The sequence below is a fragment of the Gordonia sp. 852002-10350_SCH5691597 genome, assembly GCF_001665715.1.
GTDB classification, from domain to species: Bacteria; Actinomycetota; Actinomycetes; order Mycobacteriales; family Mycobacteriaceae; genus Gordonia; species Gordonia sputi.
In genome coordinates, this window is record NZ_LZMO01000109.1 from 1 (window position 1) to 22,212 (window position 22,212).

Consider the following 22,212-nt stretch of genomic DNA (forward strand, 5'->3'; position numbering starts at 1 on the left):
CTTCGTGTGGACGAAACCGGTCGAGGAGATTCTCAAGAAAGCTCAACCGAAAACCAACTAACGAAACGCGACACTAGTACTCTGGTCGCTCGCCGGCGCGTTGGAATGGTTCCACGGAACGATCCCGACACCGTGGGCTGTTGTCCAGACCATCGCCGACACGGGATGGAGCTACTACGCCGAGAACTTCTCGTCCACAATCGAATTGGCGTTACGCGGCTTCTTCTGGGGCAATCTGCTCGCGATCCTGCTGGCACTTCTGGTGATCGTGATACCGCCGATCGAGGGCTTGGCCACTCAACTCGCGATCATCTCCTACTGCACACCCATCATCGCCGTGGCGCCGATCATCCAGGTCGCCTTCGCGCAGGTGCAGACGATGATCATCTTTCTCGCGGCCATCTCGGTGTTCTTCACGACGATGATCGGAACGCTCAGCGGGCTGCGTTCTCCGAACAAGGCGAGCCTCGACCTGATCCGCGTCTACGGCGGAGGCCGATGGTCGCAGTTGCGGCGCGTGCGGATCGAGGCTGCACTTCCGAACACGTTGGCCGCCATCAAGATAGCGGCACCGGCTGCGATTCTCGGTGCGGTTCTCGGAGAGTTCCTCGCGATGCCGGACAGGGGCGCCGGTCCTGCGATGATCGTGGCGCAGCAGCGCGGCGACATCCCGCAGGTGTGGGCGATCGCGCTGATCTGTGGTGCCGTCGCCGGCGTCGGGTACGCGATCGTCGCCGTCGTCGCCCGGTTCGCGACGCGGTGGGCCGCAGGTAAGGAGGTGTTCGGATGAGCGCTCCCACAACCGATTCGACGGCCGACGTGGTGGTCGCCGACGCATCGACTCCAGCAGACGGGCTCCCGGAAAGTGTTGCGACAGGCCCGAACATCGGTGCGCTGCTGTGGCAGATCACCAAGTTCCTCGGATCGCTCGTCGCGTCATTCGTGTTGATTCTGGTGATCTGGTGGCTGTTCCTGCTCGCCTTCCCCGACATAGGGCCGATCATCGGACGCACCCCGGTCCAGGTTTTCCAGTATCTGTTCACCGAGCCGGGCGCCGCAGACGCGAGGTCGGAGATCTTCGACAATCTCGCGATCACCCTGACCGACGCCGCAATCGGCTTCGTCGTGGGAATGACCGCTGCGCTACTCGTTGCGGCGCTGTTCGTCGTATCACGGCCTGCCGCACAGACATTCATGCCGATAGCGATGCTCCTTCGCTCGGTGCCGTTGGTCGCGATGACACCGCTGATCACGCTCGTCGTCGGGCGGGGGATCGGGGTGGTCGCCGTGATGGGTGGAATCGTGGTGTTCTTTCCCGCGCTCGTCATGATCATGACCGGCCTGGCGAACGCGCCCACACAGATCAACGACGTGATCGCTGTGTACGGCGGTAATCGATGGACTGCGTTGCGACGCTCCGCAATTCCGTCGGCAGTGCCCTCGTTGTTCAGTGCCGCCAAGATCTCGGTTCCCGGTGCGCTCGTCGGCGCGACCGTCGCCGAATGGCTCGGCACCAACAAGGGACTCGGTGCAACGCTGCAGCAAGCGCTGCCCGCGGCGGCATACAACGAGCTGTGGGCATCGGTGCTCGTCATCACCGTTGCGTCGATCATCCTCTACGCGATCGTCGGCGTCATCGAATCAATTGTCCTGGCCCAGATGGGTATGCAGCAGAACTGAGGCTGCTGATCGTGGCCAGCCCGGTCGGGTGATCCTCGCCCGATCCACCTGAAAGGAAGAAGACCCAATGAGTAATTCCGTGCGTAGCGGCGGACTCGATCGTCGCGCTTTTCTTCGGTACTCGCTCCTTGCGGGAGGTGCCGCGGGTGCACTGGGCGTGTCCGGGGCGCTCGCGGCCTGCAGTAGTGGCAGTAGCTCGTCCGGCGGGGCGTCGTCGGACAATCCCAAGGTGCAGCTCTCGTGGCAGAAGAACATCGAGTTCGCTGGGGAATACTGGGCTTTGGAGAAGGGGTACTACAAGGCGGGCGGTCTCGGCACGCCCGAGCTGATCACCGGTGGCGGCGCCGGTACCGGTGTGGAGACCGGCCTGACGTCGAACAAGGTGTGGATCGGCACCACCGCGCCGCAGCTCACCGCACCGGTGATTCTGCAGGGCGCCAAACTGATGACCGTCGCGGCCACCTACCAGAAGAACCCGTTCTGCATCGTGTCGTCGGCCGAGAAGCCGATCAAGACCCCACAGGACATGGCGGGCAAGAAGATCGGCGTGCAGGCGTCCAACGAGAATGTGTTCAAGGCACTGCTCACCGCCAACGGGATGAAAGAGTCCGACGTCCAGAAGATCTCGGTGCAATACGACCCGACGCCGCTCACCAAGGGCGAGGTCGACGGCTGGGTCGCCTACGTGACCAACGAGCCCATCACGTTGGCCGAGAGCGGTTTTGCCAACACCAATTTCCTCTTCGCCGACTTCGGACTCCCCCTGGTCGCCGAGACACTCGTGGTGAAGCAGGAGACCATCGACAACGAGCGCGACAAGCTCAAGGCGTTCCTGAAGGCCGAGGTGCAGGGTTGGAACGACGCCGTCGCCGATCCTGCGGGTTCGGCGAAGCTCGCCGTCGAGAAGTACGGCAAGGACTTGAATCTGAACCTCGATGAGCAGATCAAGGAAGCGACCGCCCAGAACACGCTCGTCGTGTCGGAGGACACGAAGAAGAACGGTCTGCTGACGATGACCGACGCGCTGATCGCACAGAACATCGAGGCGCTGGGCAAGGCGGGCTACACCCTCAAGCCCGCGCAGATCTTCGACATGTCGCTCATCAACGAGGTCTACAAGGAGAACCCGGATTTGATCAAGGCCTGATTTCCTTCACGACACACCTGCAGGGGCGGCGAGCGCGCGATGCGTTCGCCGCCCCTGGCATATGTCACCGGATTCGGTGACGAATGGCATGGATGCTGCTAAGCGCCTGGCGAGATCATCACTGGGACCAGCTATCCGGTGTCCGACCATTGTTGGCTTGTGAGTCAAGTCGTGTATGCCGTTGCGGCGGTCGCGATCCTGCTGATCTGCTAGCGTCGAGCTGGCCGTGGGGCGCTCAGGATCGCGCAGCGGTGACCTCAGCCGACAATGTTCGACGCAGCTTGGCGATCCGCCCGGGGGCGTCGACTGCCACCGCTCCGACCACGCGGTCGCCGTCGGAGTAGAGCACGATGCCGTCGTCGTCCAGGGTCTCGGTAACCATGCCCGACGGGTCGACCTCGGTGGCGCCGACGATCTGGATGCGGTGACCGTGCCACGACGACCAGGCGAACGGCACTCCCGCGTATGTCTGCTGCGCGCCAACCGCATTCGCTCCGGCGACGAATCCCTGTGCGGTCGCCGAGGTCCAGTGGCCGCCGGGAGCGCCGTCAACCGATGCGACATCGCCCGCTGCCCACACCGCGGGGGCGCTGGTCGCCATCGTCGAATCACAGACCACGGCGCCCGATGCGGGATCGAGTTCGACGGTGCTCGCCGCGAGCCAGTCGGTGGCGGGCGTCGACCCAATGCCGACGACGACCGCGTCGACCGGGACGTCACGCCCGCATGATGTGCGGATCGAGTCGATCCTGTTGTCGCGCGCGGAAATATCCGCCAGACCCGAGTCGGACAGAAGTGTCACACCCGCGCTCTCCTGCAGCGCTGCGAGCATGCGCCCGGCGAGCGGGCCGACGCTGCGCGCGAGCGGGAACGACGACGTCCCGATCAGGGTGACGTCGATGCCTCGCGCGGCAGCGGCCGAGGCGATCTCCGAACCGATGAAGCCGGTGCCGAACACGGCGAGACATGTGGCATGACAGAGTGTTTCGCGGAGCGCGACCGCGTCGTCGAAGTGACGGAGCGTGTGGACGTTGTCGAATCCGTCGAGTGCGCGGATCGTGCGGGCGCGATGCCCGGTGGCGAGCACGAGCGCGTGGTATAGGATCGGGCCTGCATCGGTCAGCAGCCTTCGGTGCGCGACATCGATTCCCGTTGCCGTGGTGGACATCCGAAGGTCGATGTCGAGGGCTTCCCAACTCTCCGCCCGCCGCAGGGTGGGTGGTTCGGGTTGCTTGTCGGCGTCGAGCATCGCCTTGGACAGCGGTGGGCGGTCGTAGGGGAGATGCGGTTCGTCGCCGATCATGACGATGTCGCCGGTCCACCCTTCGGCGCGGGCGCCCTCGGCGGCGCGCACCCCTGCCAAGGACGCGCCGACGATGACGAGCGGAAGCGGGGCAGAGGACGTGCGTGGCTCAGTCACGGCGCACCTCAGTCGAGCATCCGCAGGGCGGACACCGGGCACGAGTCGACGGCCGCCCGCACGTAGGTCCTGTCGCTCTCGGGAACGTCGGAGGTCGCTACCTCGACGATGCCGTCGTCGCCGATCTGGAAGTACTCGTTGGCCTGTGTTTCGCACATTCCGATGCCCTCGCAGGTGGGGCGGTCGACCTGGATGTGACTCATGATTCTCTCCTTCGATAGCGGGCTGGTGAACGACCATCTGTTGTCATCTTGACCGGGAGATGCGTCACAATCACTGGTCATCGCTCCCAATCTGGCGCTATCGACTGTGCAATCACACAGTCTCTGGCAGTTTGGGGTGATGACAGAGATCGCCGAGTGGCTGGAGATGTTCGTCGCCGACCAGCAGAACCCGACTGCGCTCGACGACTGGGTGTCGACCACCGTCGACGCGATCATCGCCGACGTCGACCTGCCCGCCGACATTCGTCCGGTGCTGGTTGCCGCGGTCGAGGAGCATTGGCTTGCGTTCCTCGGCGGCGTCACCGTCGACGCGGACGGGGCCACCGAACTCGTGCCGGCAGCGGGAGACCTGTCGATACAGATCGCGCGGCACCATCTGGGACTGCCGGTGCTGCTGAAGGTCTATCAGAGCGCGCAGGAGGCGTCGTGGGATTTCGCCGTCGACGTTGTCGGGCATGCGCCAAAGGATCTCGACCACGAGTCGCTCCTCGTCTGGTTCTGGACCAAGGCCAACCGATGGTTCGCGACCTCGGTCGAACTGTCCGTCGCGTTGTATCAGGACGAGGTGGAGCGGATTCGACGACGCGGCGATGCGCGACGCTACGAGTTGGTCGCCGACGTCCTTGACGGGAAAAGCGTTGGTTCGACAGAACTCTCGGCGGAACTGGGCGGCCATCCGATCGCCGGCGTCACACAGGTTGCGGTCATCGCGCACGCGATGGACGCTGACTCGATCGAGCGGCTCGAACCGGCGCTCGTACGCGTCGCGTCATCGATTACCGGAGCACGGTTGGCCGTGGTGCGGCCGGGAGGTCGGGAACTGTGGGGGTGGCTGGCGCTGAGGACGGCGCAGAGTGCTGCGGCACAGTGGGATTCGCGTGGCGTCGATCCCGCGCAGATCCGGTTCGCGATCGGTGAGCCGGCAGAGGGTGTCGAGGGATTCGCCCGATCGCATCGCGATGCTCGTGCGGCGCAACGTGTTGCGCTGTCGCCGCGTCGACAGATCGCGCTGACAGTGTATGAGGACGTGGCCGCACTGACGCTCCTGACCGGAGATCCCGACGCCGCGGGGCGTTTCGCGCGTGCAGTACTGCGCGGACTCGCCGGACCGGAACTGGACGAACTGCGCGGCACCGTTCGCTATGTGCTGACCACTGCCGACAGTGCAGAACAGGTCGCGAAATCACTTGGTATACACAAGAACACGGTGCGCTACCGGATACAGCAAGCAGAACGCCTGCTCGGGCATCCCATTCGGGAGCGAGCAGGCGATCTGGTGTTGGCGCTGGACTACTACGACGCCTTCCTCGGCTGAGGTGGGTCGCGGGGTGACTATGCGCTGGTCTCCTCGAGGGGGATGAAGTCGACCTTCTCGCGCACGCCGCAGTCCGGGCAGGTCCAGTCGTCGGGGATCTCCTTCCACGCGGTACCCGCGGCGAATCCCTCGAGTTCGTTTCCCACCGCGACCTCGTAGGTGTAACCGCAACCGGGGCAGCGGGCCGCGGCGATGTCGTCGTTGATTGCGCCGGGCGTCGCGTCGTCGAGAAGCGACTCGCCGAGCGTCGTCTCGCTGGGGATGGGGAACTTTCGGGTGAGACGGTCGAGCTTTCCGGGAGCGACGTTGGCGAGTCGGACGTCGCCGTCGAAGTGTTCGACGACGCGGTGGTCCATGACCCGGCGCCACAGCGGCGGGAACAGCGCGAGGACGATCATTCCGGCGTAACCGGTTGGCAGTGAGGGTGATTCGCGATAGTCACGCAGGGTCTGGTAGCGGCGAGTGGGGTTTGCATGGTGATCGCTGTGGCGCTGCAGGTGATACAGCAGTACGTTGGTCGCGATGTTGTTGGAGTTCCACGAGTGCATGGGAAGCACGCGCTCGTAGCGTCCGGCTTTGGTCTGCTGCCGCAGCATGCCGTAATGCTCGAGGTAGTTGACGATTTCGAGTAGCGAGAAGCCGACGACCGCCTGCAGCACGAGGTAGGGCAGAATTCCGACGCCCAGCCAGATGGTGAGCGCGGCCCACAGCACGATGGTCATCAGCCAAGCGTTGAGTACGTCGTTACCGATATGGAAAGGGTGAGTGTCCTTGCGGCGGTATCGCTTTGCCTCGACCTGCCATGCGCTGCGGAGCGATCCCGAGACGGTGCGGAACCAGAATCGGTAGAAGCTTTCGCCGAGTCGCGACGATGCGGGGTCTTCCGGTGTGGCGACCCGCACGTGGTGGCCACGGTTGTGCTCGATGTAGAAGTGACCGTAAAAGCTCTGTGCCAGTGCGATCTTCGAGAGCCAACGCTCGTGGCTCTCCTTCTTGTGTCCGAGCTCGTGCGCGGTGTTGATCCCGATTCCGCCGATGAAACCGAGCGTCACGGCGAGTCCGATGCGATTGATGATCGGCCAGTCCGCGGTGGCGATGAGGAACATCGAGAGGATGAAGCCGACGTACTGGATCGGCAGGAACGCGAAGGTGATGTAGCGGTAGTACTTGTCGTTCTCGAATTGCTCGATCACGTCGTCGGGCGGGTTGGTCGGGTCGAAACCGGCGACGAAGTCGATCAGCGGGACCACGCCGAGCACGATGATCGGCCCGACCCAGAGGAAGACGCCCCACCCGGTGAGCTCGTACCCACCGATGGCGATGAACGCGAACGATGGGACGATCAGACCGATCAACCACAGGTAGCGCTTGCGATCACGCCACCTCTCGGTGCTTCCTGCGGCAACGGTGCCGGTGGCCTCGAGTGCCATGATGTACCTCCTGAACACGGGCTGATTTTCTGAACTGTTGTCAGAATCCACGCGTTCTGCATCACAATCACCGTGCTATTCACCCAATATGTGGCGTCGGACTGTGCGATCACACAATCAGGTGGTGGAGGCCAGCGCGACGTCGAGCAGCTCTCGTGCGGGTCCGCGCACGGTGATGTGCGATGTCCACACGGCACGGAGTGGGCGCACCATCGACAACCCGTCGACGTCGATGCGGACGAGGCGTCCGGCCGCGATGTCGTCGGCGATCGACAGTCGCGACAACACAGTCACCCCGTTCGACGTCAATACCGACGACCGGATCGCGGTGACCGAGCGCAGTTCGATGAGCGGGTCGGCGGCGACGAGTCCGAGCTCCGACAGCGCCTTCTCGTAGGTGATCCGTGTTCCGGAGCCGGGTTCGCGCTGAATCAGCGGCGTCGACGCCAGTTCGTCTGCCGACACCGAGCCCGTGCGTGACCACCGGTGGCCCGGAGCGGCGACTACGTACAGCTCGTCGGTGGCGACGAGCGCGGCGTCGAGATCGGCTGTCTCGCCGGGACTTTCGACGAATCCGAGGTCGGCGTCGCCGGAGCGCACAGTCTCGATCACCTCGGCGGAATTCATGGGGCGCACCGAGATTCGTGCTCCGGTACGGGAGGTGAGCGTGGTGAGCCAGCCCGGTACCAAATACTCGGCGACGGTCATCGACGCTGCGACGACCAGCGTCGCGTGCCGGTTGCCGATCAGTGTGTCGACGCCTGCGACGAACTCGGCTGCCCGCTCGACGAGCGCGTTGGCCCACTCGAGAACCAGACGACCGTTCTCGGTCGGTTCGACACCCGCGGGGGAGCGTATGAAGATCTCGACGCCGAGTTCGTGCTCGACGGCGCGCACACGCGAACTGACGGCTTGCTGGCTGAGTCCGAGATCGCGGGCGGCGGCCCCCATGCTGCCGAGTCTGCCGACCGCTACGACGACCTCCAGCGCGGCGATATCGGGGAGTCGTCGTGCGGGCATGCCGATGACGTTAGGCAACGCCTCGTCTGGTCACAAGCAGGGTCTGTGGCCTTGTAGGGTGGTCACTGCGCGGCCTGCAGTGGGGTCGTGCGGTTCGTAGGATTCCCGACCACTGACAAGGGAGCGAGATGTCGGACTTCATCAAGAAGATCAAAGACGACGCGAAGGCCGTCGGTGCCGCCATCGACAACGAGCTGACCGTGCTCGAAGGTGTTCCCGGCTACGACCCGCTGGCCGACGACGATGCCGCAGGAGACGAGCGCGAAAGCGCGGCGGACGAGGCTGAGGCTGACACAGAGAAGTCCTAGGTTTCGTCCTTGGGTTTCGCTGTCGCCGGACCTCAGGCCAACGCGGCGCTCGACTCCCGACGCCGCTGCGGATCGGGGTAAGGCACGGCGTCGAGCAGTGCGCGCGTGTACTCGTCGCGCGGTCGGGTCAGCACATCTCGCGCAGACCCGTGTTCGACGACCCGCCCGTTGCGCAGCACGTACACGCGATCAGAAACCTGCTCGACGACGGCGAGATCGTGACTGATGAAGAGCGCCGCGAAGCCCAGTTCGTGCTGTAGTTCTGCGAACAGTTCGAGCACACGTGCCTGCACCGACACGTCCAGCGCGCTGGTCGGTTCGTCGGCGATGAGGAGTTTGGGCCGCACCGCCAGCGCTCGCGCCAGCGCGACACGCTGACGCTGACCGCCGGAGAGTTCGTGCGGAAGTCGGTCGCCGAACGAGCGGGGCAGGTGCACGGCGTCGAGCAGCTCGTCGACGCGGGTCGATTGCTCTGCGCGCGTTCCGATGTGCTGGATGTCGAGTGGCTCGCGAATCGACTCCGCGACGGTGAAGCGCGGGTCGAGCGACGCCGTCGGGTCCTGCGGCACGAACGCGATGGTGTGCCGCAGCGAGCGCAACTGTGCGCGGTCGACGGCGTCGAGGTCGTATCCGTCGACCAGGATCCTGCCGCCACTGAGGTGGGTGAGTCCGCCGATCGACCGGCCGAGAGTTGTCTTGCCCGAACCGGATTCGCCAACAACCCCGACAACCTCTCCGGGATCGACGTGCAGCGAGACGTCGTCGAGTGCGATGACGGGCTTGCGTCCGAAACCGCCGCGATGCACCGCGGTGACATGCTCGACGGCGACGATGGGAACGGGTGCTCCGGCATCGGCAGCGTCGTCAATATCGGTGCCGGTGTCGGAATCTGATGCCGCGCCGGCACTCTCGTCGTCCGTGGAGTCGACGGTCGGCAGCTTTGGAACTGCGGCGAGAAGTTGACGGGTGTACGGCTGTGTTGGCCGAGCGAAGATGTCGAAAACAGTTCCGCGCTCGACGACCTCGCCGAGTTGGACAACGACGACGCGGTCTGCGATGTCGGCGACAACACCGAGATTGTGTGTGATGAGCAGGATTCCGGCGTCGATCCTGCCGCGCAGGCGCAGCAACAGGTCGAGGATTTCACGCTGTACCGAGACGTCGAGCGCCGTCGTCGGCTCGTCAGCGAGGAGCAGTGCTGGATCGTTCGCGAGCGCGAGGGCGATCACCACGCGCTGCTTCTGGCCGCCGGAGAGTTGGTGGGGGTAGTAGTCGACCCGCTGCTCCGGGTCGGGGATCTCGACGAGCGACAGCAGTTCGACGGCGCGGCGTCGAGCATCGCGTCGCGAGATCGATTGATGTGTCCGCAGCGCCTGGCGCAGGTGCCATCCCACGGTCTGTGCGGGGTTGAGTGCGGTCTGCGGCTCTTGGAAGATCATGGCGACACCGGTGCCGCGGATCGTGTTGAGTTCACGTTCGGAGGCGTTCAACACCTCGACGCCGTCGACCTTGACCGAGCCGGTCGCGACCGCGTGCTCGGGGAGCAGGCCGATCGCCGCGCGTGCTGTCATGGTCTTGCCGGAGCCGGATTCGCCGACCAGGGCGACGATCTCGCGGCGATTGACGCGCAGGCTGATGTCGGAGACGGCCGGACGCGGGTAGTCGAAGGTGACCCGAAGGGCGTCGACCTCCAGTGCGGGTGCGGGATCAACTGCTGTGTGGTCGTTCTCTGCAGCGTTGGTCATCTCACTGCCTCCTACTGCGCGAAATGGATTGGGAAATCAGGTAGAAACCGAGGACGAGTGCCGTGATCACGATAAGCGGCGCCACCGAGAACCACGGATTGGTCTCCAGGTAGCTGTTCCCGGACGACAGAATGCCGCCGAGGGATGGCGTCGGGGGAGTCACTCCGATGCCGAGGAAGCTCAGTGCCCCTTCGACGAAAACGGCGAGCGATAGCGACAGCGCGAACTGGACGCCGAGTGACTCGATCGAATTGGGCAGTACGTGGCGGCGGAGGACGTAGCTGGTGCGCGCGCCGCTCACACGCGCCGCCTCCACGTAGGGCAGTTCTCTGACGCGCAGCACCGACGTGCGGGCCAGTCGACCGAAGATGGGGATCTCCGCGAGCACGATGACGATGCCGATCGTGGTTGCGCCGGGAGACAGTACGGCGGTCAGGGCGATGCCGAGAACGAGAGCCGGGAAGGCGAGGATGACGTCGAAGGTGTGCTGCGCGATGACATCTGAGATGGGGTGCGACACCGAGAGCACGCCGATCGCGGTACCGAGAAGGGCGCCGATCGGTACGGCGATGAAGATGATCAGCAGATCCACCCGGATGCCGTAGAGGACCCGTGTCGCGACGTCGCGGTTGAGGTCGTCGGTTCCGAACCAGTGGTCGGCGCCGGGCGGCAACAGGTACGCGCCGTCGATCTGCTGGTCCGGTCCGTACGACGTCAGCAGTGGTGCGAGCAGCGCGAGCGCGACGATGCCGAGCACCAGGACGCTTCCGACGAGGCCGCTCCCGGTGAAGAGACTGCGCCACAACGGAGTCCGGGTTCGACGTCGCTCCTTGTCGGTGGGCGACTCCGGGATCAGGCCCGGTTCGATATCTGCAGCCGAGGCCCCGGTCGCGGACGTCGAGCCGGACGAGGTGGTGAGTGAGGTCGACATCGGTTACCTGCCAATCAATTCGATGAGTTCAGGCGGATTCGGGGATCGAGCCACGCGTGGAGCACGTCGGCGAGCAGTTGGAGCACGACGAACACCGCGACCGAGAGCAGCACGAGCACCTGCACGAGCGGATAGTCGCGGGCGAAGATGCCCTGCTCGGTCAGGAGCCCGAGTCCCGGCCAACCGAAGATGGCCTCGACGAGGATCGCGCCGCCGAGGAGTCCTCCGGTGACCAGCCCGAGCGCGGTGATGCTCGGTGGCAGTGCATTGCGTAGTGCGCTGTGAATGACGATGTCGCGCTTCGATACTCCGAGTGCTCGCGCGGTGGTCGCATACGGTTGCCGGAGTTCGGCACGCAGCGCTTCGGTCAGAAAGCGGGCGAGTGTGGCGCCGGCCGGAAGCGCCAGGGCGACGGCGGGCAGCAGGAGGTATTGCGCGGTGATGCCGGGTTGGCTGAAGAGTCCGTCGGGCGGCGTCCCGCCGGCGGGGAGGATGCGCCACCGGACCCCGAACAGCAGAATCAACAGTGTGCTGACAACGAAGGTCGGAACCGCGATCGCCACCGCATTCACGCCGGTGACAATGGAATTGACGATGCGGTTGTCGAAGATCGTCGCCGACAGACTCAATGCCAGCGCCAGGAGGACGGCGAGGATCAGCGCGGTGACGGTGAGCAGAATGGTGTGGACGAGTCCGAACGAGACGAGCGAGCTGATCTCGCCACCGACCTGGTAGCTCTTGCCGAGATCGAACGTGAAGATGCCTGCGATCCAGGAGGCGTACTGTGCAATGAAGCCGCGGTCGAGGCCGAGATCGTGGCGTATCGCCGCCAACTGCTCGGGCGTGGCGTCGGGTCCCGCGAGCGCTGATTCCGGTCCTCCGGGGATCAATCGGACGATCGCGAAGATCAGCACCGATGCCACGAACAGCACCAGGATCGCCGTCGGGATGCGGCGCAACAGATATCCGGCCATCAGGAGTTCCGTCCTTGCGTGTTGAGGTAGGTCTCACCGAGGTGCAGTTGGGCACGCCTGTCCCAATCGACATTGCCGACGGCGGGCGACGCCGCGGATTGTTGGAACACCACACCGATCTCGACGAGGAACAGATCGTTCAACCAGATGTCGTCGAGCTGCCGATACGCGGCAAGCGCGGCGGGCGACGTCGGATCGGGCGCGTTCCAGGCCGCGTTGGCTGCCTTCGCGTAGTCCGGATTGACGTAGTTGGAGGAGTTCTTCGCCGCGTTGAACGGGTATGCCGAGACGGCGAGGGTCGACGGCGTGAACTGCGCAAAGGCATGCTGCAGCAACCAGATTCCGTCGAACTTGCCGCCGATCAGCTTCGACGACTGCACGGTGTTGTCGTTGGGGCGCAACTCGACCGGGATACCGACGTCCTTGAGGTTCGACTGCACGATCTGCGCGACCACCCGGTCAACTCCCTGGGTGGAGTAGTCGAGAGTGATCGGTGCAACGTGCCCGTGCTGGGCGACGAGCTGGCGGGCACGGTCCACATTGCGTGTGTACGTCGTGTTCTTCGACGCGTCGTATGCGGGAGACCACTTGGGCCAGGGCAGGTTGACGACATATCCGCTCTTGCGGAAGACGTCGTTGATGATGCGTTCGCGGTCGATGGCGAATGCGATCGCCTTACGAAGGCGGACGTCGGCCAGAGCGGGATTGGCGACGTTGATTCCCACGTACTCCTGCTGCTCGGCACCGGTGTAGGTGATGTTGTTGAATCCGTATCGGCGCGTTGCCAATTCCTGGTCGTGGTTGTTGAGTCCGTAGGCGAGGTCGATCTGGCCCGTGCGGAGTCGGGTGTAGAGCGCCTGCTGGTCGGTGATGATGTCGAGGTCGATGGCGTCGAGGTTGGCTCGCGGACCCCAATAGGAGTCGTTGCGTACCAGGCGGACATCCGAATTCGGTTGCCACGACGAGAATCGGAACGGTCCGGTTCCGTTGAACACCTTGCCCGCGCGCAGCCCGTCGAGAGTGTTGCCGTCGATGATCGGTGCAGAGTCGAGCAGGTCGAAGATGTTGCTGAGCGGATGGTCGAAGGTCAGCACCACGCGGTGCGGATTGCTGGTGTCGTAGCCGGTGACTGCTGCGGCGGTCCGCTTGAACTGCGGTGTCCACGGCCCCGCGGTGTACGCCTTCAGTGAGCTCTCGACGTCGGCCGAGGTGAATGCCCGACCATCGTGGTAGCGCACGTCGTCGCGCAGATCGAGTGCGACGGAGCGTCCGTCTGGAGCGAGTTGCCAGCGTGTGGCCAGCGCCGGCCGGACGGTCAGATCGTCGCGCGAGTAGCGGATCAGGGTGTCGAAGACGTTCGACACCACGTGGCCGTTCATGCTGCCGGTGCCGATCTGCAGGAAGGTCTTCGGGCTCAGGTCGTTGAGCACACCGACCCGTAGGGTGCCGCCCTGCGGCGGCTTGTGGCCCGGCGGAAGGGCGGTCGCTGTCGAGTTCTGCTGCTGCGCGACGGCGGAGGTGCACGCGGTGGCCGTGGCCATCGTCAGCAGTGCGACGAGCGCGAGCAGCGCGGCTCGTGTGCGAGTGGGCATGGTCTTCGGATTCTCTTCCGTCCGATGGGATGGGGGCTGGGGTGGTCGGTGATGCGGCAGGAGCCGAGCCGGACATCGACCACACGACGCACGGCCGAGGGTCGGTGTGCGTTCGTCGAATACGAGCAACTGTGAGGGCATTCGGGTGGCGACTTCAAGCTGATGAAGCCTTTCTCGGCAGCGTCGGAGAAAGGGTTGACAGACCGACCGGCCGTGCGGATGGTGTGTGATGCGCAACCGCGGACAGCGGCGGTCGCACGATCTTCGAGGAGCGACGATGGCAGACGGAAACAGCGAAATACCCGACTACGCACGGGGTTACGAAGGTTTCGAGGGTCGGGTCGGCCGTACATCGTCGCAGTCGACGCCTTGGTGGAAGCCCGAACCGAGCGCGCCGGCGGGTGCTCCGAACATCGTCGTCGTGCTGATTGACGACATGGGCTACTCCGATATCTCGCCGTTCGGTGCGGAGATCGATACCCCCAACATCGCGGCGCTCGCAGAGCGTGGATTTCGACTGTCGAATTACCACACGACGCCGGTCTGTTCGCCGGCTCGGGCTGCTCTGCTGACGGGGCTCAATCCGCACCGCGCCGGTTACGGCAGTGTGGCGAACTCCGATCCGGGCTTCCCCGGTCTACGTCTCGAACTCGCCGACGATGTGCTCTCGCTTCCGGAGATATTGCGCGCGAACGGCTATGCGACGTATGCGGTCGGTAAGTGGCATCTCGCCCGCGACGCCAACATGAGCCCCGGGCGTACGCGCGATTCGTGGCCGCTGCAGCGTGGGTTCGACTCCTATTACGGTTCGCTTGAAGGGCTGAACTCCTTCTTCTATCCCAACCAGCTCATCGCTGACAATTCGGTCGTCGACGTCGACGAGTACCCCGATGACTACTACGTCACCGACGATCTCACCGATCATGCTGTCGCGCAGATCAAGTCGCTGCGGGCGCACGATGCCGAGAAACCCTTCTTCCTCTACTTCGCGCATATCGCCATGCACGGTCCGCATCAGGTCAAGGAGTCCGACCTCGAGAAGTATCGCGGAAAGTATGCGGATGGATGGGATGCTGTGCGGCAGAGACGGTTCGACCGACAGGTCGAGCAAGGTTTGTTCGACGAGGGCACCCCGATCGCCGAGCGCAACACCGAGCCCGGCTACGATGCGCCACCGTGGGACGAGCTCGACGTTGCCGAGCAGGAACGATTCGCGAAGTACCAGGAAGTCTATGCGGCCATGGTCGATTCGGTCGATCAGAGCGTCGGGCGCATCGTCGACACCTTGACCGAGCTCGGTGAACTCGACAACACGATCATCGTGTTCACGTCCGACAACGGTGGTACCGCCGAGGGCGGTCCGGTCGGAACCCGTTCGTACTTCAGCCAATTCGTGCATGGTCCGGTGCCGTCGGACTGGGAGCGCGACGTTCCCCTTGACGAGAATCTGATCGGCAGCGCGGCTCTCGGTGTGCACTATCCACGCGGGTGGGGCCAGGCGTCGAACACGCCTTTCCGCTTCTACAAGGGGCAGACCTTTGCCGGAGGTGTGCGGGTGCCGTTCGTGCTGTCGTGGCCCGACGGCCTGCCGCGCGACGCGGACGACAGCGGTGTCCGCCGACAGTATGCCTACGTGACGGATCTGGTGCCGACGCTGCTCGAGTTGGCGGGCGTGGAGGCGCCGACCGAACGGCACGGCAAACCCGCGCAATCGCGCGACGGTGTCAGTGCCGCAGGGTTTCTGCGCGATCAGGCAGCGAGTTCGGACCACACCGAGCAGTACGCCGAGTTCGGCGGACACCGCGGGTTCTATCGGGACGGGTGGAAGCTGCTGTCGCTGCACCGGGATCCCGATCGCGTCGACGACCCGGAGTGGGAACTCTACGACGTGACAACTGATCCCGCGGAGACGCACGACATCGCTGCGGAACACCCGGACGTCGTTGCCGAGCTTGCTCGCGCGTGGGACGAAGCCGCATGGCGCAATACTGTTTTCCCGCTATACGATTCGCCTGCTGATCAGGGACGTCGACGCCCAGACGAAGAACGCTACAGCGACCCGGTGCGCATACTCGCGGGCACTCCGACGCTCGAGCGGTACCGGTCGAGCAAGCTCATCGCGTACCGCGACTTCGACATCGAGATCGAGTTGCGCGACTGGACACGTGCATACGAAGGCGTACTTGTTGCACACGGTGATCCGCAGGGCGGCTATCTGCTCTACATCGAAGACGGCACAGCGCATTTCGTGTTCAACAGCTACGGCCGCATCGCGCGTGTGTCCGGCGAGCTACCCGACGGCGTGGAGACCCTTGGGCTCCGTGCCGTCGCGACACCACAGGTGCGATGGGACTTCGTTCTCGAGGCGTCGGGTGGCGGGCAGGTCGAGGTAATCGCCAAGTTGGACAACCAGTTCCAACTCGTCGGCATGTCCCCGTGGACGGGAATCTCCGTCGGGCTCGATGCGCGGGGTCCCGTCGATCTGGAGCTACGGGAGCGGCGTGGCGTGTTCCGCTTCGGCAGCGCACTGCGTGCGGTGACGTACCGGCCGGGTCCTGTGCGGGTGCCGGCCGGTATCCGTCGCGAGATCGATGAGAGCGCCGAGTATCACGCCGACTGAGTATCGCGTCGACCGAGTATCACACGGCGGCACAAGGTTGTAATCGACGTGGGCGAGAACCTTTCGCCGATCGCCGATCAGTGGAGAAATCGAAGTAACGACGACATCAGCCAAGAGATGAGCCAAGGAGTATTCCAGTGACACTGACCGACATCGAACGACGCACCGACAGCGAGTCCGCTGCTCAGGCCCTATACGACGACGCGTCGATCACCGTGACGAAGCTCGGCGAGAACATTGGCGCCAAGGTCGAGGGCGTCCGCCTCGGCGGTGATCTGTCCGCCGAGCAGGTCGAGGCGATCCGCACCGCGCTTGCCGTCAACAAGGTCATCGCTTTTACCGGGCAGGACCACCTCGACGACGAGACCCAGTACGCGTTCGCGTCGCTGCTCGGTGAGCCGACAGCACCGCACCCGACGGTGACGTCGCGCGGTGATCAGCTGCTCACCATCGAAGGCGCCGCGAACAGTTGGCACACGGACGTGACCTTCGTTGATCGCATCCCCAAGGCGTCGCTGCTGCGGCCCATTGTGTTGCCTGCCTACGGTGGTGCGACCACCTGGGCGTCGACCGTCGCTGCCTACGAGCAGTTGCCCAAGCCGCTGCGTTCGCTCGTCGAGGAACTGTGGGCCACGCACTCCAACCTGTACGACTATGTGGGACAGAAGGAACCGTCCGGCGGCGTCGACGTTGTGCAGAAGGAGGAGCACTACGCCGAGTTCACCAGTTCCGAGTACGAGACGCTGCATCCCGTTGTCCGCGTGCACCCGGAGACTGGTGAGCGCAGCCTGCTCCTCGGCCACTTCGCCAAGGAGTTCCGCGGCCTGAAGGCGTCGGAGTTCGCGAATCTGTACCAACTGCTTCAGGCTCGTATCACCAAGCTGGAGAACACCTTCCGCTGGAATTGGAGCTACGGTGACCTGGTGATCTGGGACAACCGGGCCACCCAGCACTACGGCATCGCCGACTTCGGCAACCAGAAGCGTCAGCTGCATCGGATCACCCTGGCAGGCGACGTGCCCGTCGATGTCAACGGCCAGCAGAGTCAGATCATCACCGGCGACGCGTCGCATTATTCGTCGGTGGAGCAGCCTCGGCGTCTGGCGGTGTTCGCTGCCTGATTCTGCTCGCCGGAGATTCTCTGGAGAGTGCACGATGCGGTCGGACCACGGGCTGGGTCCGGCCGCATCGTGCGTTGTCGAGCCTGTGGATGACTCACGTGGCGTACGGCTTTCAGAGCATTAGACTCCTCGCATGTCGAAGAGGATATTTGTCGGGACCTGTTGTGGTGCGGCGCTCATGCTGTCACTTGCTGGTTGCTCATCGTCGGGTGAGCCGGTAGCGCAATCGAATTCGAGTGCCACAGATGTCGCGACGAGCGCTGCGGAGTCCTCCGCGGCTCAGCCGACGGGACCGTCGGTGGGCACCGCGACGATGAAAGTGATCGACGGTTCGACGCCCGTCACCATCCGCTACCGCATCAACGGTGGGCCGGAGACCACCGAGACCGCCGTGACGCTGCCCTGGAGCAAGGACTACCCGGTGTACAACAAGGTCTCGTCGAGCGTCAGCGTGACCGGCGGCGGTGAGGTGAGCTGCACGATCATGATGGGCAGCAACCTGGTCGCCTACAAGACCGAGCCCAACCCGACCTGCGAGTTCGCGTATTACGGGTGACCGGGCACTGCCGTGGCCAAGACGGAGCCGTCTAGCAGAATCGAACTCCTGACTTATTCAGTTTGAGTCTGATGCGGTGGCCTGGTCGCAAAGATCAGACCACCTTTGACCAGGCATTGAGGAACGTTGACGAACACGGTGGGCCAGCTGAGTAGTGTTGACTACCGACACCACACCGACACGGCTGCGTCGCGCAGTTGTGGGCGCAGAATCCAGCCAACTCACCCGAGTAGCAGATCAGTTCTCGCGGACTGGCCGTCAGTATGACCCGGGCACCCGGAGCTGTATCGCGAGGAGTTCGGCCGCAGCGGTAACGCCCGCAGAATTCTCCGGGTCGGACCTGATGAGTTCGGAATAGGGAAGCAGTCGGCCTACAGAGTCGACGACTACTCGTTTCTCGCCCGGTGCACTCCGCTCTGTGAGGACGCCTGCTTGCATCAAGGTGGGGTAGGTGAGGACAAATGCCCATCGTGAGTCCATCGTTGATGTGGGGTGGACGGCCGCTGCGGGGATGGGTTGGGCGGTGCGGTTGAGGATGTCTTGCGCGACTGGGCACAGTCGCTCACCGGGTTTGGGATAGGGCGTCGCGAATTCTGTTCGGATGCTGTCATCGCTGACCGAGGCCATGATGGTGGAGTCGCCGGAGATCACGGTCGCGACGCATACCGTGGACCGGTTGAACACGAATTCGGGGCGTCGGGAGTGCTTCGATGAAGTGCTGACATAGGCGACCGGATCGAGCACGGTACCTGCGGAGGTGTTGATGACCTGCAGGGTGATGGTTCGGGTGGCAGAGGTGGCGCGGCATCCGCGGGGGCCAAAGCCGTCGATCGAGATGTCTGTCCAGGTGGCGGGGTCGACGTCGAGTGCGCGCAGTGTGGTGGGCGTCAGGCTGGTGCACGGTTCGAACGAAGTGCCGTTGTTTCCATTGTTCCAGCGGCCTGCCACCGGTTCGGGACTGGTGAATGTTGTCGACGTGGGGCCGGTGTTGTCGTTCGACGAACCGCAGGCGGACACCAATCCGAAGACGATCAATGCAACTAACGTGGTGACCAAAGCTGCAACGGTGCGGACTCTACGGGGTTGATCAGAGTTGGCGCTGCGATTCACTTCTCTCCGCCATCGACATTGACTTCTAGGTACATCTATGAACGGCGTGAGCGAGGTCGGTACCGACATGACGCCGACCAGAGGTGGACTTGCCTTGGGAGAGACTGCGAAGGAAATAGTCTCTCTGACCTGCGGAGCCGCCTAGGAGAATCGAACTCCTGACCTATTCATTACGAGTGAATCGCTCTACCGACTGAGCTAAGGCGGCGTGCTGCGCGAGGCAGCGCTCACGAGTGTAGCGAGCCACCTCTGTGGAACCAAAACCGGCACCGAGACGGGGCATGGCGCACGCGCTCAGAACGGGAAGTCGCGGCCGCACGGGACCGCGACCGGCGAGCTCGGGTCCAGTGCGTTCTGTACCAGTGCGGCCACTGTCGGCGAGTAGATCATGCCCAGATGCCCGACCTTCGACGCCGGGCACACGTTCTGCACGACGACGTTCGTGACGTTCGGCGCAGGCTCCATCAGGGCGTTACGCAGCGGGAAGACCACCTCGTCGTGCGTTGTGGCCAGGTTGACGTACCGGATCTTCGGGTGGTTGGGTCCGTTGTCGCCCTCGCCGCGCGGCGTGGGTTTCCCGCCGAACGAGTACCCGCGATTCGCCCCGGAAATATCGACGATGGTGCCGATCTGTGCGGCCCTGCCGGGCAACTGCGTGACCGACTGTGCAACCGCTGCGCCCTGCGAGTGTCCGACCAGGTCGACGGTGTGCGCCCCGGTTTCGCGACGGACGTGGTCAATGAAGGTGGCGAGCTGCTGCGTCGACTCTGCCCTGGGCGCCAGTCCGCCGACAGAACCGCTTCCCGGTACTTGGCCGAACGTGAAGGTGTAGACGCAAAAGCCGGCGTTGGCCAGCGTCGGAGCGAGAAATGACCACGCTGACGACTGATTCGAGGTCGTGCCGTGCACCAGGATGACGGGGTTGCGATCGTATCGATCGTGACAGTCGGGTCGATTCGCGCCGGCGGGGGAGGCGTCGGCGGGACCGGTCAGCCCGTCGCGTTGGGCGGCCACCACGTCGGTGGTCACCGGGAACGGGTCGGCGAGTGCCGCGCCGGCTCCGAATGATGTCCCCACCAGTCCTGCTACCGCGAGCACCAGCGCCGCGCATGCGCGTGTGTGCATGCCGTCGATCATCCCAGAATGTGCCGTCTCGCGGAGGTCGGTGAGCAACTGCGTGAACTCCCGACAACCAGTTCATCTCGATCGGACACAACCGCGACCCACATACGACGATCCGCCGTACCGTCGGGCTATGGCCCCTTCTCCACGAAAGCCTGTCACCGCAGCAGACGCCACCACACGGCTGTCCGACCCCTGGCGGGTCATCGGCAACAGCGTGCGTGCGGGGTACGACACCGGATCGATGGCCCGTGGCGTGCGCTTCCTCCATCGGATCGCGCAGGAGGCTGAGATCGCCGACCACCACCCAGACATCGATCTGCGTTACGGCACAATCCATCTCACTCTCTCGACGCACAGTGCGCACCGCATCACCGAAGCCGACGTCAGGCTCGCGAACCTCATCGCGCAGATCGCTCGCGAGCTCGAGCTCGAACCGCTTTCCATGCCCGAGGCCCGCTTCGACGTCGCCATCGACGCCCTCGATATCGACAAGATCCGACCTTTCTGGAAGGCCGTGCTCGGTTACAAGCAACTCGACGACGACGCGCGCGACCTCGAGGCAGCCGACCTCGTGGACCCCGCAGGACGTCTCCCCGCAATCTGGTTCCAACAGATGGACACCGAACGGGCAGGACGCAACCGAATCCACCTCGACTTCTGGATCCCGCACGACGAGGTGGAGGGCCGATTGAGCGCCGCGCTCGATGCCGGTGGCACGCTCGTCACCGACGAGTTCGCGCCCTCGTGGTGGGTACTCGCCGACGCCGAGGGCAACGAGGTGTGCCTGTGTACCTGGCAGGAGCGTGACGACAAGGGTTATGTCGGCGCGTAGCTCGCGTCACTGCGCGAATGCGCCGACGATCTCGGTGATGTCGTCGAGGGTTTGCTCCCAGCCGTACAACACGTCGTCGTAGGTCAGTCGAAGGGTGGGGCGGCCCTGCGTGAGTGATTTGCGGTCGCGGTGTCGATCGTTGGTGTAGTTCGCCGGGCTGAGGTGGTAGAGCTTGCTGTCGCATTCGATCAGGAGCCGGCCGATCCGCAGGTCCGCGTGCTCGGCCTCGGAGATCTCGGGTTGCACCTCGACCTCGAAACCGGCTCGACGACAACGGACCCGGGTCAGACTCTCGGTCCCGGACATCGACCGCGGATCGCATTCGAGAAGCAGGGCCTCGATGAGCGGGCTCGTCTGCGGCAGCATCAGCCGAAGGTCGTCGACATCGATACCGAGGGTGTGCATCGCCGAATCGAGCGTGGCGATCGTGTCGTCGTCTTTCATGCAGCCCGCAGCGCACACCAGAGACAGACCGATCGTGTCGGTGATGGTGGTGACGGGCAGTGGCGCGCCGGGAAGTGTGCAGTAGTCGTCGCGTCTCGGCGACGCGCTCTTTCCCGCGCGCACGTGGAGCGATTCGTATCCGGGCGGCACCCAGAGCCCGTGCTTGGTGAGCGCCGACGCGCAGGAGAGTTCGCCATAGCGTTTGGCTGCAGTCACGGCGTCCGGGTCGGCTTCGGGCTGGGCGTACCAGCCGCGCCGGGGAACGAGGAGTTCGCCGTGCCGAACTTTTCTGCGCAGGTCGGCGTCGGTGAGCCCGCGTGCCCGGAGCTCCGGGCGAGAAAAGACACCGAGATTGACCGCGTCGGGGTCGATCGCGCCGAGCGGAAGCGCATCGGGAGTGAGGTCGGGGTTCACCGGGGGTCGAATAGCCATGGCATTTGGACGTTCTCCGTCCGCAAAGGTTCCGGGCCGCTCCCGTTTTCAGTCATTTTCAGAGGCGCCCGGCGGCAAAAGGCCAGGTCGGCTCGCCGGGAAGCACCAGAAATGACTGAAAACGGGAGAGCTCGGAACGTGAGAGCCCGAAACGGGACAGCTCAGCCGGCATGGCGCGGAGCCGGG

20 protein-coding genes and 1 tRNA gene are annotated in these 22,212 nt (G+C 64.4%); 9 read left to right on the plus strand and 12 right to left on the minus strand.

Features of this window, described 5'->3' with window-relative positions:
- The first annotated feature begins 100 nt into the window (after positions 1-100).
- The 3 genes from A5777_RS08035 (at position 101) to A5777_RS08045 (ending at position 2,827) form a co-directional block, all read left to right on the plus strand.
- Positions 101-790: an ABC transporter permease gene (locus tag A5777_RS08035; protein ID WP_064862246.1), complete on the plus strand. Its 690-nt coding sequence runs from the start codon at positions 101-103 to the stop codon at positions 788-790.
- Entirely contained in the window at positions 787-1,680 is an 894-nt protein-coding gene (locus A5777_RS08040) for an ABC transporter permease (protein WP_197502319.1), read from the plus strand. Before A5777_RS08035 ends, A5777_RS08040 begins: the two co-directional genes overlap by 4 nt.
- A 67-nt stretch (positions 1,681-1,747) precedes the next feature.
- Positions 1,748-2,827 carry an ABC transporter substrate-binding protein gene (locus tag A5777_RS08045; RefSeq protein WP_005208336.1) on the plus strand — a complete coding sequence of 360 codons (1,080 nt, stop codon included), beginning with the start codon at positions 1,748-1,750 and terminating at the stop codon, positions 2,825-2,827.
- A gap of 235 nt (positions 2,828-3,062) precedes the next feature.
- Here A5777_RS08045 and A5777_RS08050 read toward each other — a convergent pair whose 3' ends face one another.
- Together A5777_RS08050 and A5777_RS08055 are read right to left on the minus strand one after the other, a co-directional pair.
- Positions 3,063-4,247 carry an NAD(P)/FAD-dependent oxidoreductase gene (locus tag A5777_RS08050; RefSeq protein ID WP_064862247.1) on the minus strand — a complete coding sequence of 395 codons (1,185 nt, stop codon included), beginning with the start codon at positions 4,245-4,247 and terminating at the stop codon, positions 3,063-3,065.
- Positions 4,248-4,255: 8 nt separating this feature from the next.
- Positions 4,256-4,450, minus strand: a complete 195-nt coding sequence (locus A5777_RS08055; RefSeq protein ID WP_064862248.1) for a ferredoxin — start codon at positions 4,448-4,450, stop codon at positions 4,256-4,258.
- Between the two features lie 139 nt (positions 4,451-4,589).
- Here A5777_RS08055 and A5777_RS08060 point away from each other — a divergent pair, with 139 nt between their 5' ends.
- A complete protein-coding gene (locus tag A5777_RS08060; protein WP_064862249.1) occupies positions 4,590-5,786 on the plus strand; it encodes a PucR family transcriptional regulator in 1,197 nt (398 codons plus the stop codon).
- Between the two features lie 17 nt (positions 5,787-5,803).
- On the opposite strand, the gene A5777_RS08065 is transcribed toward A5777_RS08060, so the two are convergent.
- Positions 5,804-7,216: a fatty acid desaturase gene (locus A5777_RS08065; RefSeq protein ID WP_064862250.1), complete on the minus strand. Its 1,413-nt coding sequence runs from the start codon at positions 7,214-7,216 to the stop codon at positions 5,804-5,806.
- A 117-nt stretch (positions 7,217-7,333) separates the two neighbouring features.
- Entirely contained in the window at positions 7,334-8,236 is a 903-nt protein-coding gene (locus A5777_RS08070; RefSeq protein WP_064862251.1) for a LysR family transcriptional regulator, read from the minus strand.
- Positions 8,237-8,364: 128 nt separating this feature from the next.
- Between A5777_RS08070 and A5777_RS08075 the strand changes: the two genes are divergently transcribed.
- Entirely contained in the window at positions 8,365-8,544 is a 180-nt protein-coding gene (locus tag A5777_RS08075) for a hypothetical protein (RefSeq protein ID WP_064862252.1), read from the plus strand.
- Between the two features lie 32 nt (positions 8,545-8,576).
- Here A5777_RS08075 and A5777_RS08080 read toward each other — a convergent pair whose 3' ends face one another.
- From A5777_RS08080 to A5777_RS08095, 4 genes are read right to left on the minus strand one after another with little or no spacing between them, the layout of a single operon-like run.
- Positions 8,577-10,289, minus strand: a complete 1,713-nt coding sequence (locus A5777_RS08080) for a dipeptide ABC transporter ATP-binding protein (protein ID WP_064862253.1) — start codon at positions 10,287-10,289, stop codon at positions 8,577-8,579.
- A 1-nt stretch (position 10,290) separates the two neighbouring features.
- Positions 10,291-11,220, minus strand: a complete 930-nt coding sequence (locus tag A5777_RS08085; RefSeq protein WP_064862254.1) for an ABC transporter permease — start codon at positions 11,218-11,220, stop codon at positions 10,291-10,293.
- A gap of 14 nt (positions 11,221-11,234) precedes the next feature.
- The gene (locus A5777_RS08090) at positions 11,235-12,194 is read right to left on the minus strand and encodes an ABC transporter permease (protein ID WP_064862255.1); all 960 of its coding nucleotides are present in this window, start codon (positions 12,192-12,194) and stop codon (positions 11,235-11,237) included.
- Entirely contained in the window at positions 12,194-13,786 is a 1,593-nt protein-coding gene (locus tag A5777_RS08095; protein ID WP_064862256.1) for an ABC transporter substrate-binding protein, read from the minus strand. The genes A5777_RS08090 and A5777_RS08095 overlap by 1 nt, the downstream gene beginning before the upstream one ends.
- A 277-nt stretch (positions 13,787-14,063) precedes the next feature.
- Between A5777_RS08095 and A5777_RS08100 the strand changes: the two genes are divergently transcribed.
- From A5777_RS08100 to A5777_RS25350, 3 genes are all read left to right on the plus strand, one after another.
- Positions 14,064-16,406, plus strand: coding sequence for a sulfatase-like hydrolase/transferase (locus A5777_RS08100; protein WP_064862262.1), 2,343 nt, complete (start codon positions 14,064-14,066; stop codon positions 16,404-16,406).
- A gap of 137 nt (positions 16,407-16,543) precedes the next feature.
- Positions 16,544-17,527, plus strand: coding sequence for a TauD/TfdA dioxygenase family protein (locus A5777_RS08105; RefSeq protein ID WP_064862257.1), 984 nt, complete (start codon positions 16,544-16,546; stop codon positions 17,525-17,527).
- A gap of 133 nt (positions 17,528-17,660) precedes the next feature.
- Positions 17,661-18,083 (plus strand): hypothetical protein, encoded by a 423-nt coding sequence (locus A5777_RS25350; protein WP_064862258.1) that lies wholly within the window; start codon positions 17,661-17,663, stop codon positions 18,081-18,083.
- Positions 18,084-18,341: 258 nt separating this feature from the next.
- Here A5777_RS25350 and A5777_RS08115 read toward each other — a convergent pair whose 3' ends face one another.
- From A5777_RS08115 to A5777_RS08125, 3 genes are all read right to left on the minus strand, one after another.
- The gene (locus A5777_RS08115) at positions 18,342-19,139 is read right to left on the minus strand and encodes a DUF3558 family protein (RefSeq protein WP_197502320.1); all 798 of its coding nucleotides are present in this window, start codon (positions 19,137-19,139) and stop codon (positions 18,342-18,344) included.
- A gap of 189 nt (positions 19,140-19,328) precedes the next feature.
- Positions 19,329-19,401, minus strand: a tRNA-Thr gene (locus tag A5777_RS08120).
- 86 nt (positions 19,402-19,487) lie between these two features.
- Positions 19,488-20,318, minus strand: a complete 831-nt coding sequence (locus tag A5777_RS08125) for an esterase/lipase family protein (protein ID WP_064862263.1) — start codon at positions 20,316-20,318, stop codon at positions 19,488-19,490.
- A 130-nt stretch (positions 20,319-20,448) separates the two neighbouring features.
- On the opposite strand from A5777_RS08125, the gene A5777_RS08130 reads away from it, so the two are divergent.
- Entirely contained in the window at positions 20,449-21,150 is a 702-nt protein-coding gene (locus tag A5777_RS08130) for a VOC family protein (RefSeq protein ID WP_064862260.1), read from the plus strand.
- Positions 21,151-21,156: 6 nt separating this feature from the next.
- On the opposite strand, the gene A5777_RS08135 is transcribed toward A5777_RS08130, so the two are convergent.
- Positions 21,157-22,026 carry a type IV toxin-antitoxin system AbiEi family antitoxin domain-containing protein gene (locus A5777_RS08135; RefSeq protein WP_082933587.1) on the minus strand — a complete coding sequence of 290 codons (870 nt, stop codon included), beginning with the start codon at positions 22,024-22,026 and terminating at the stop codon, positions 21,157-21,159.
- Positions 22,027-22,212: the final 186 nt, after the last annotated feature.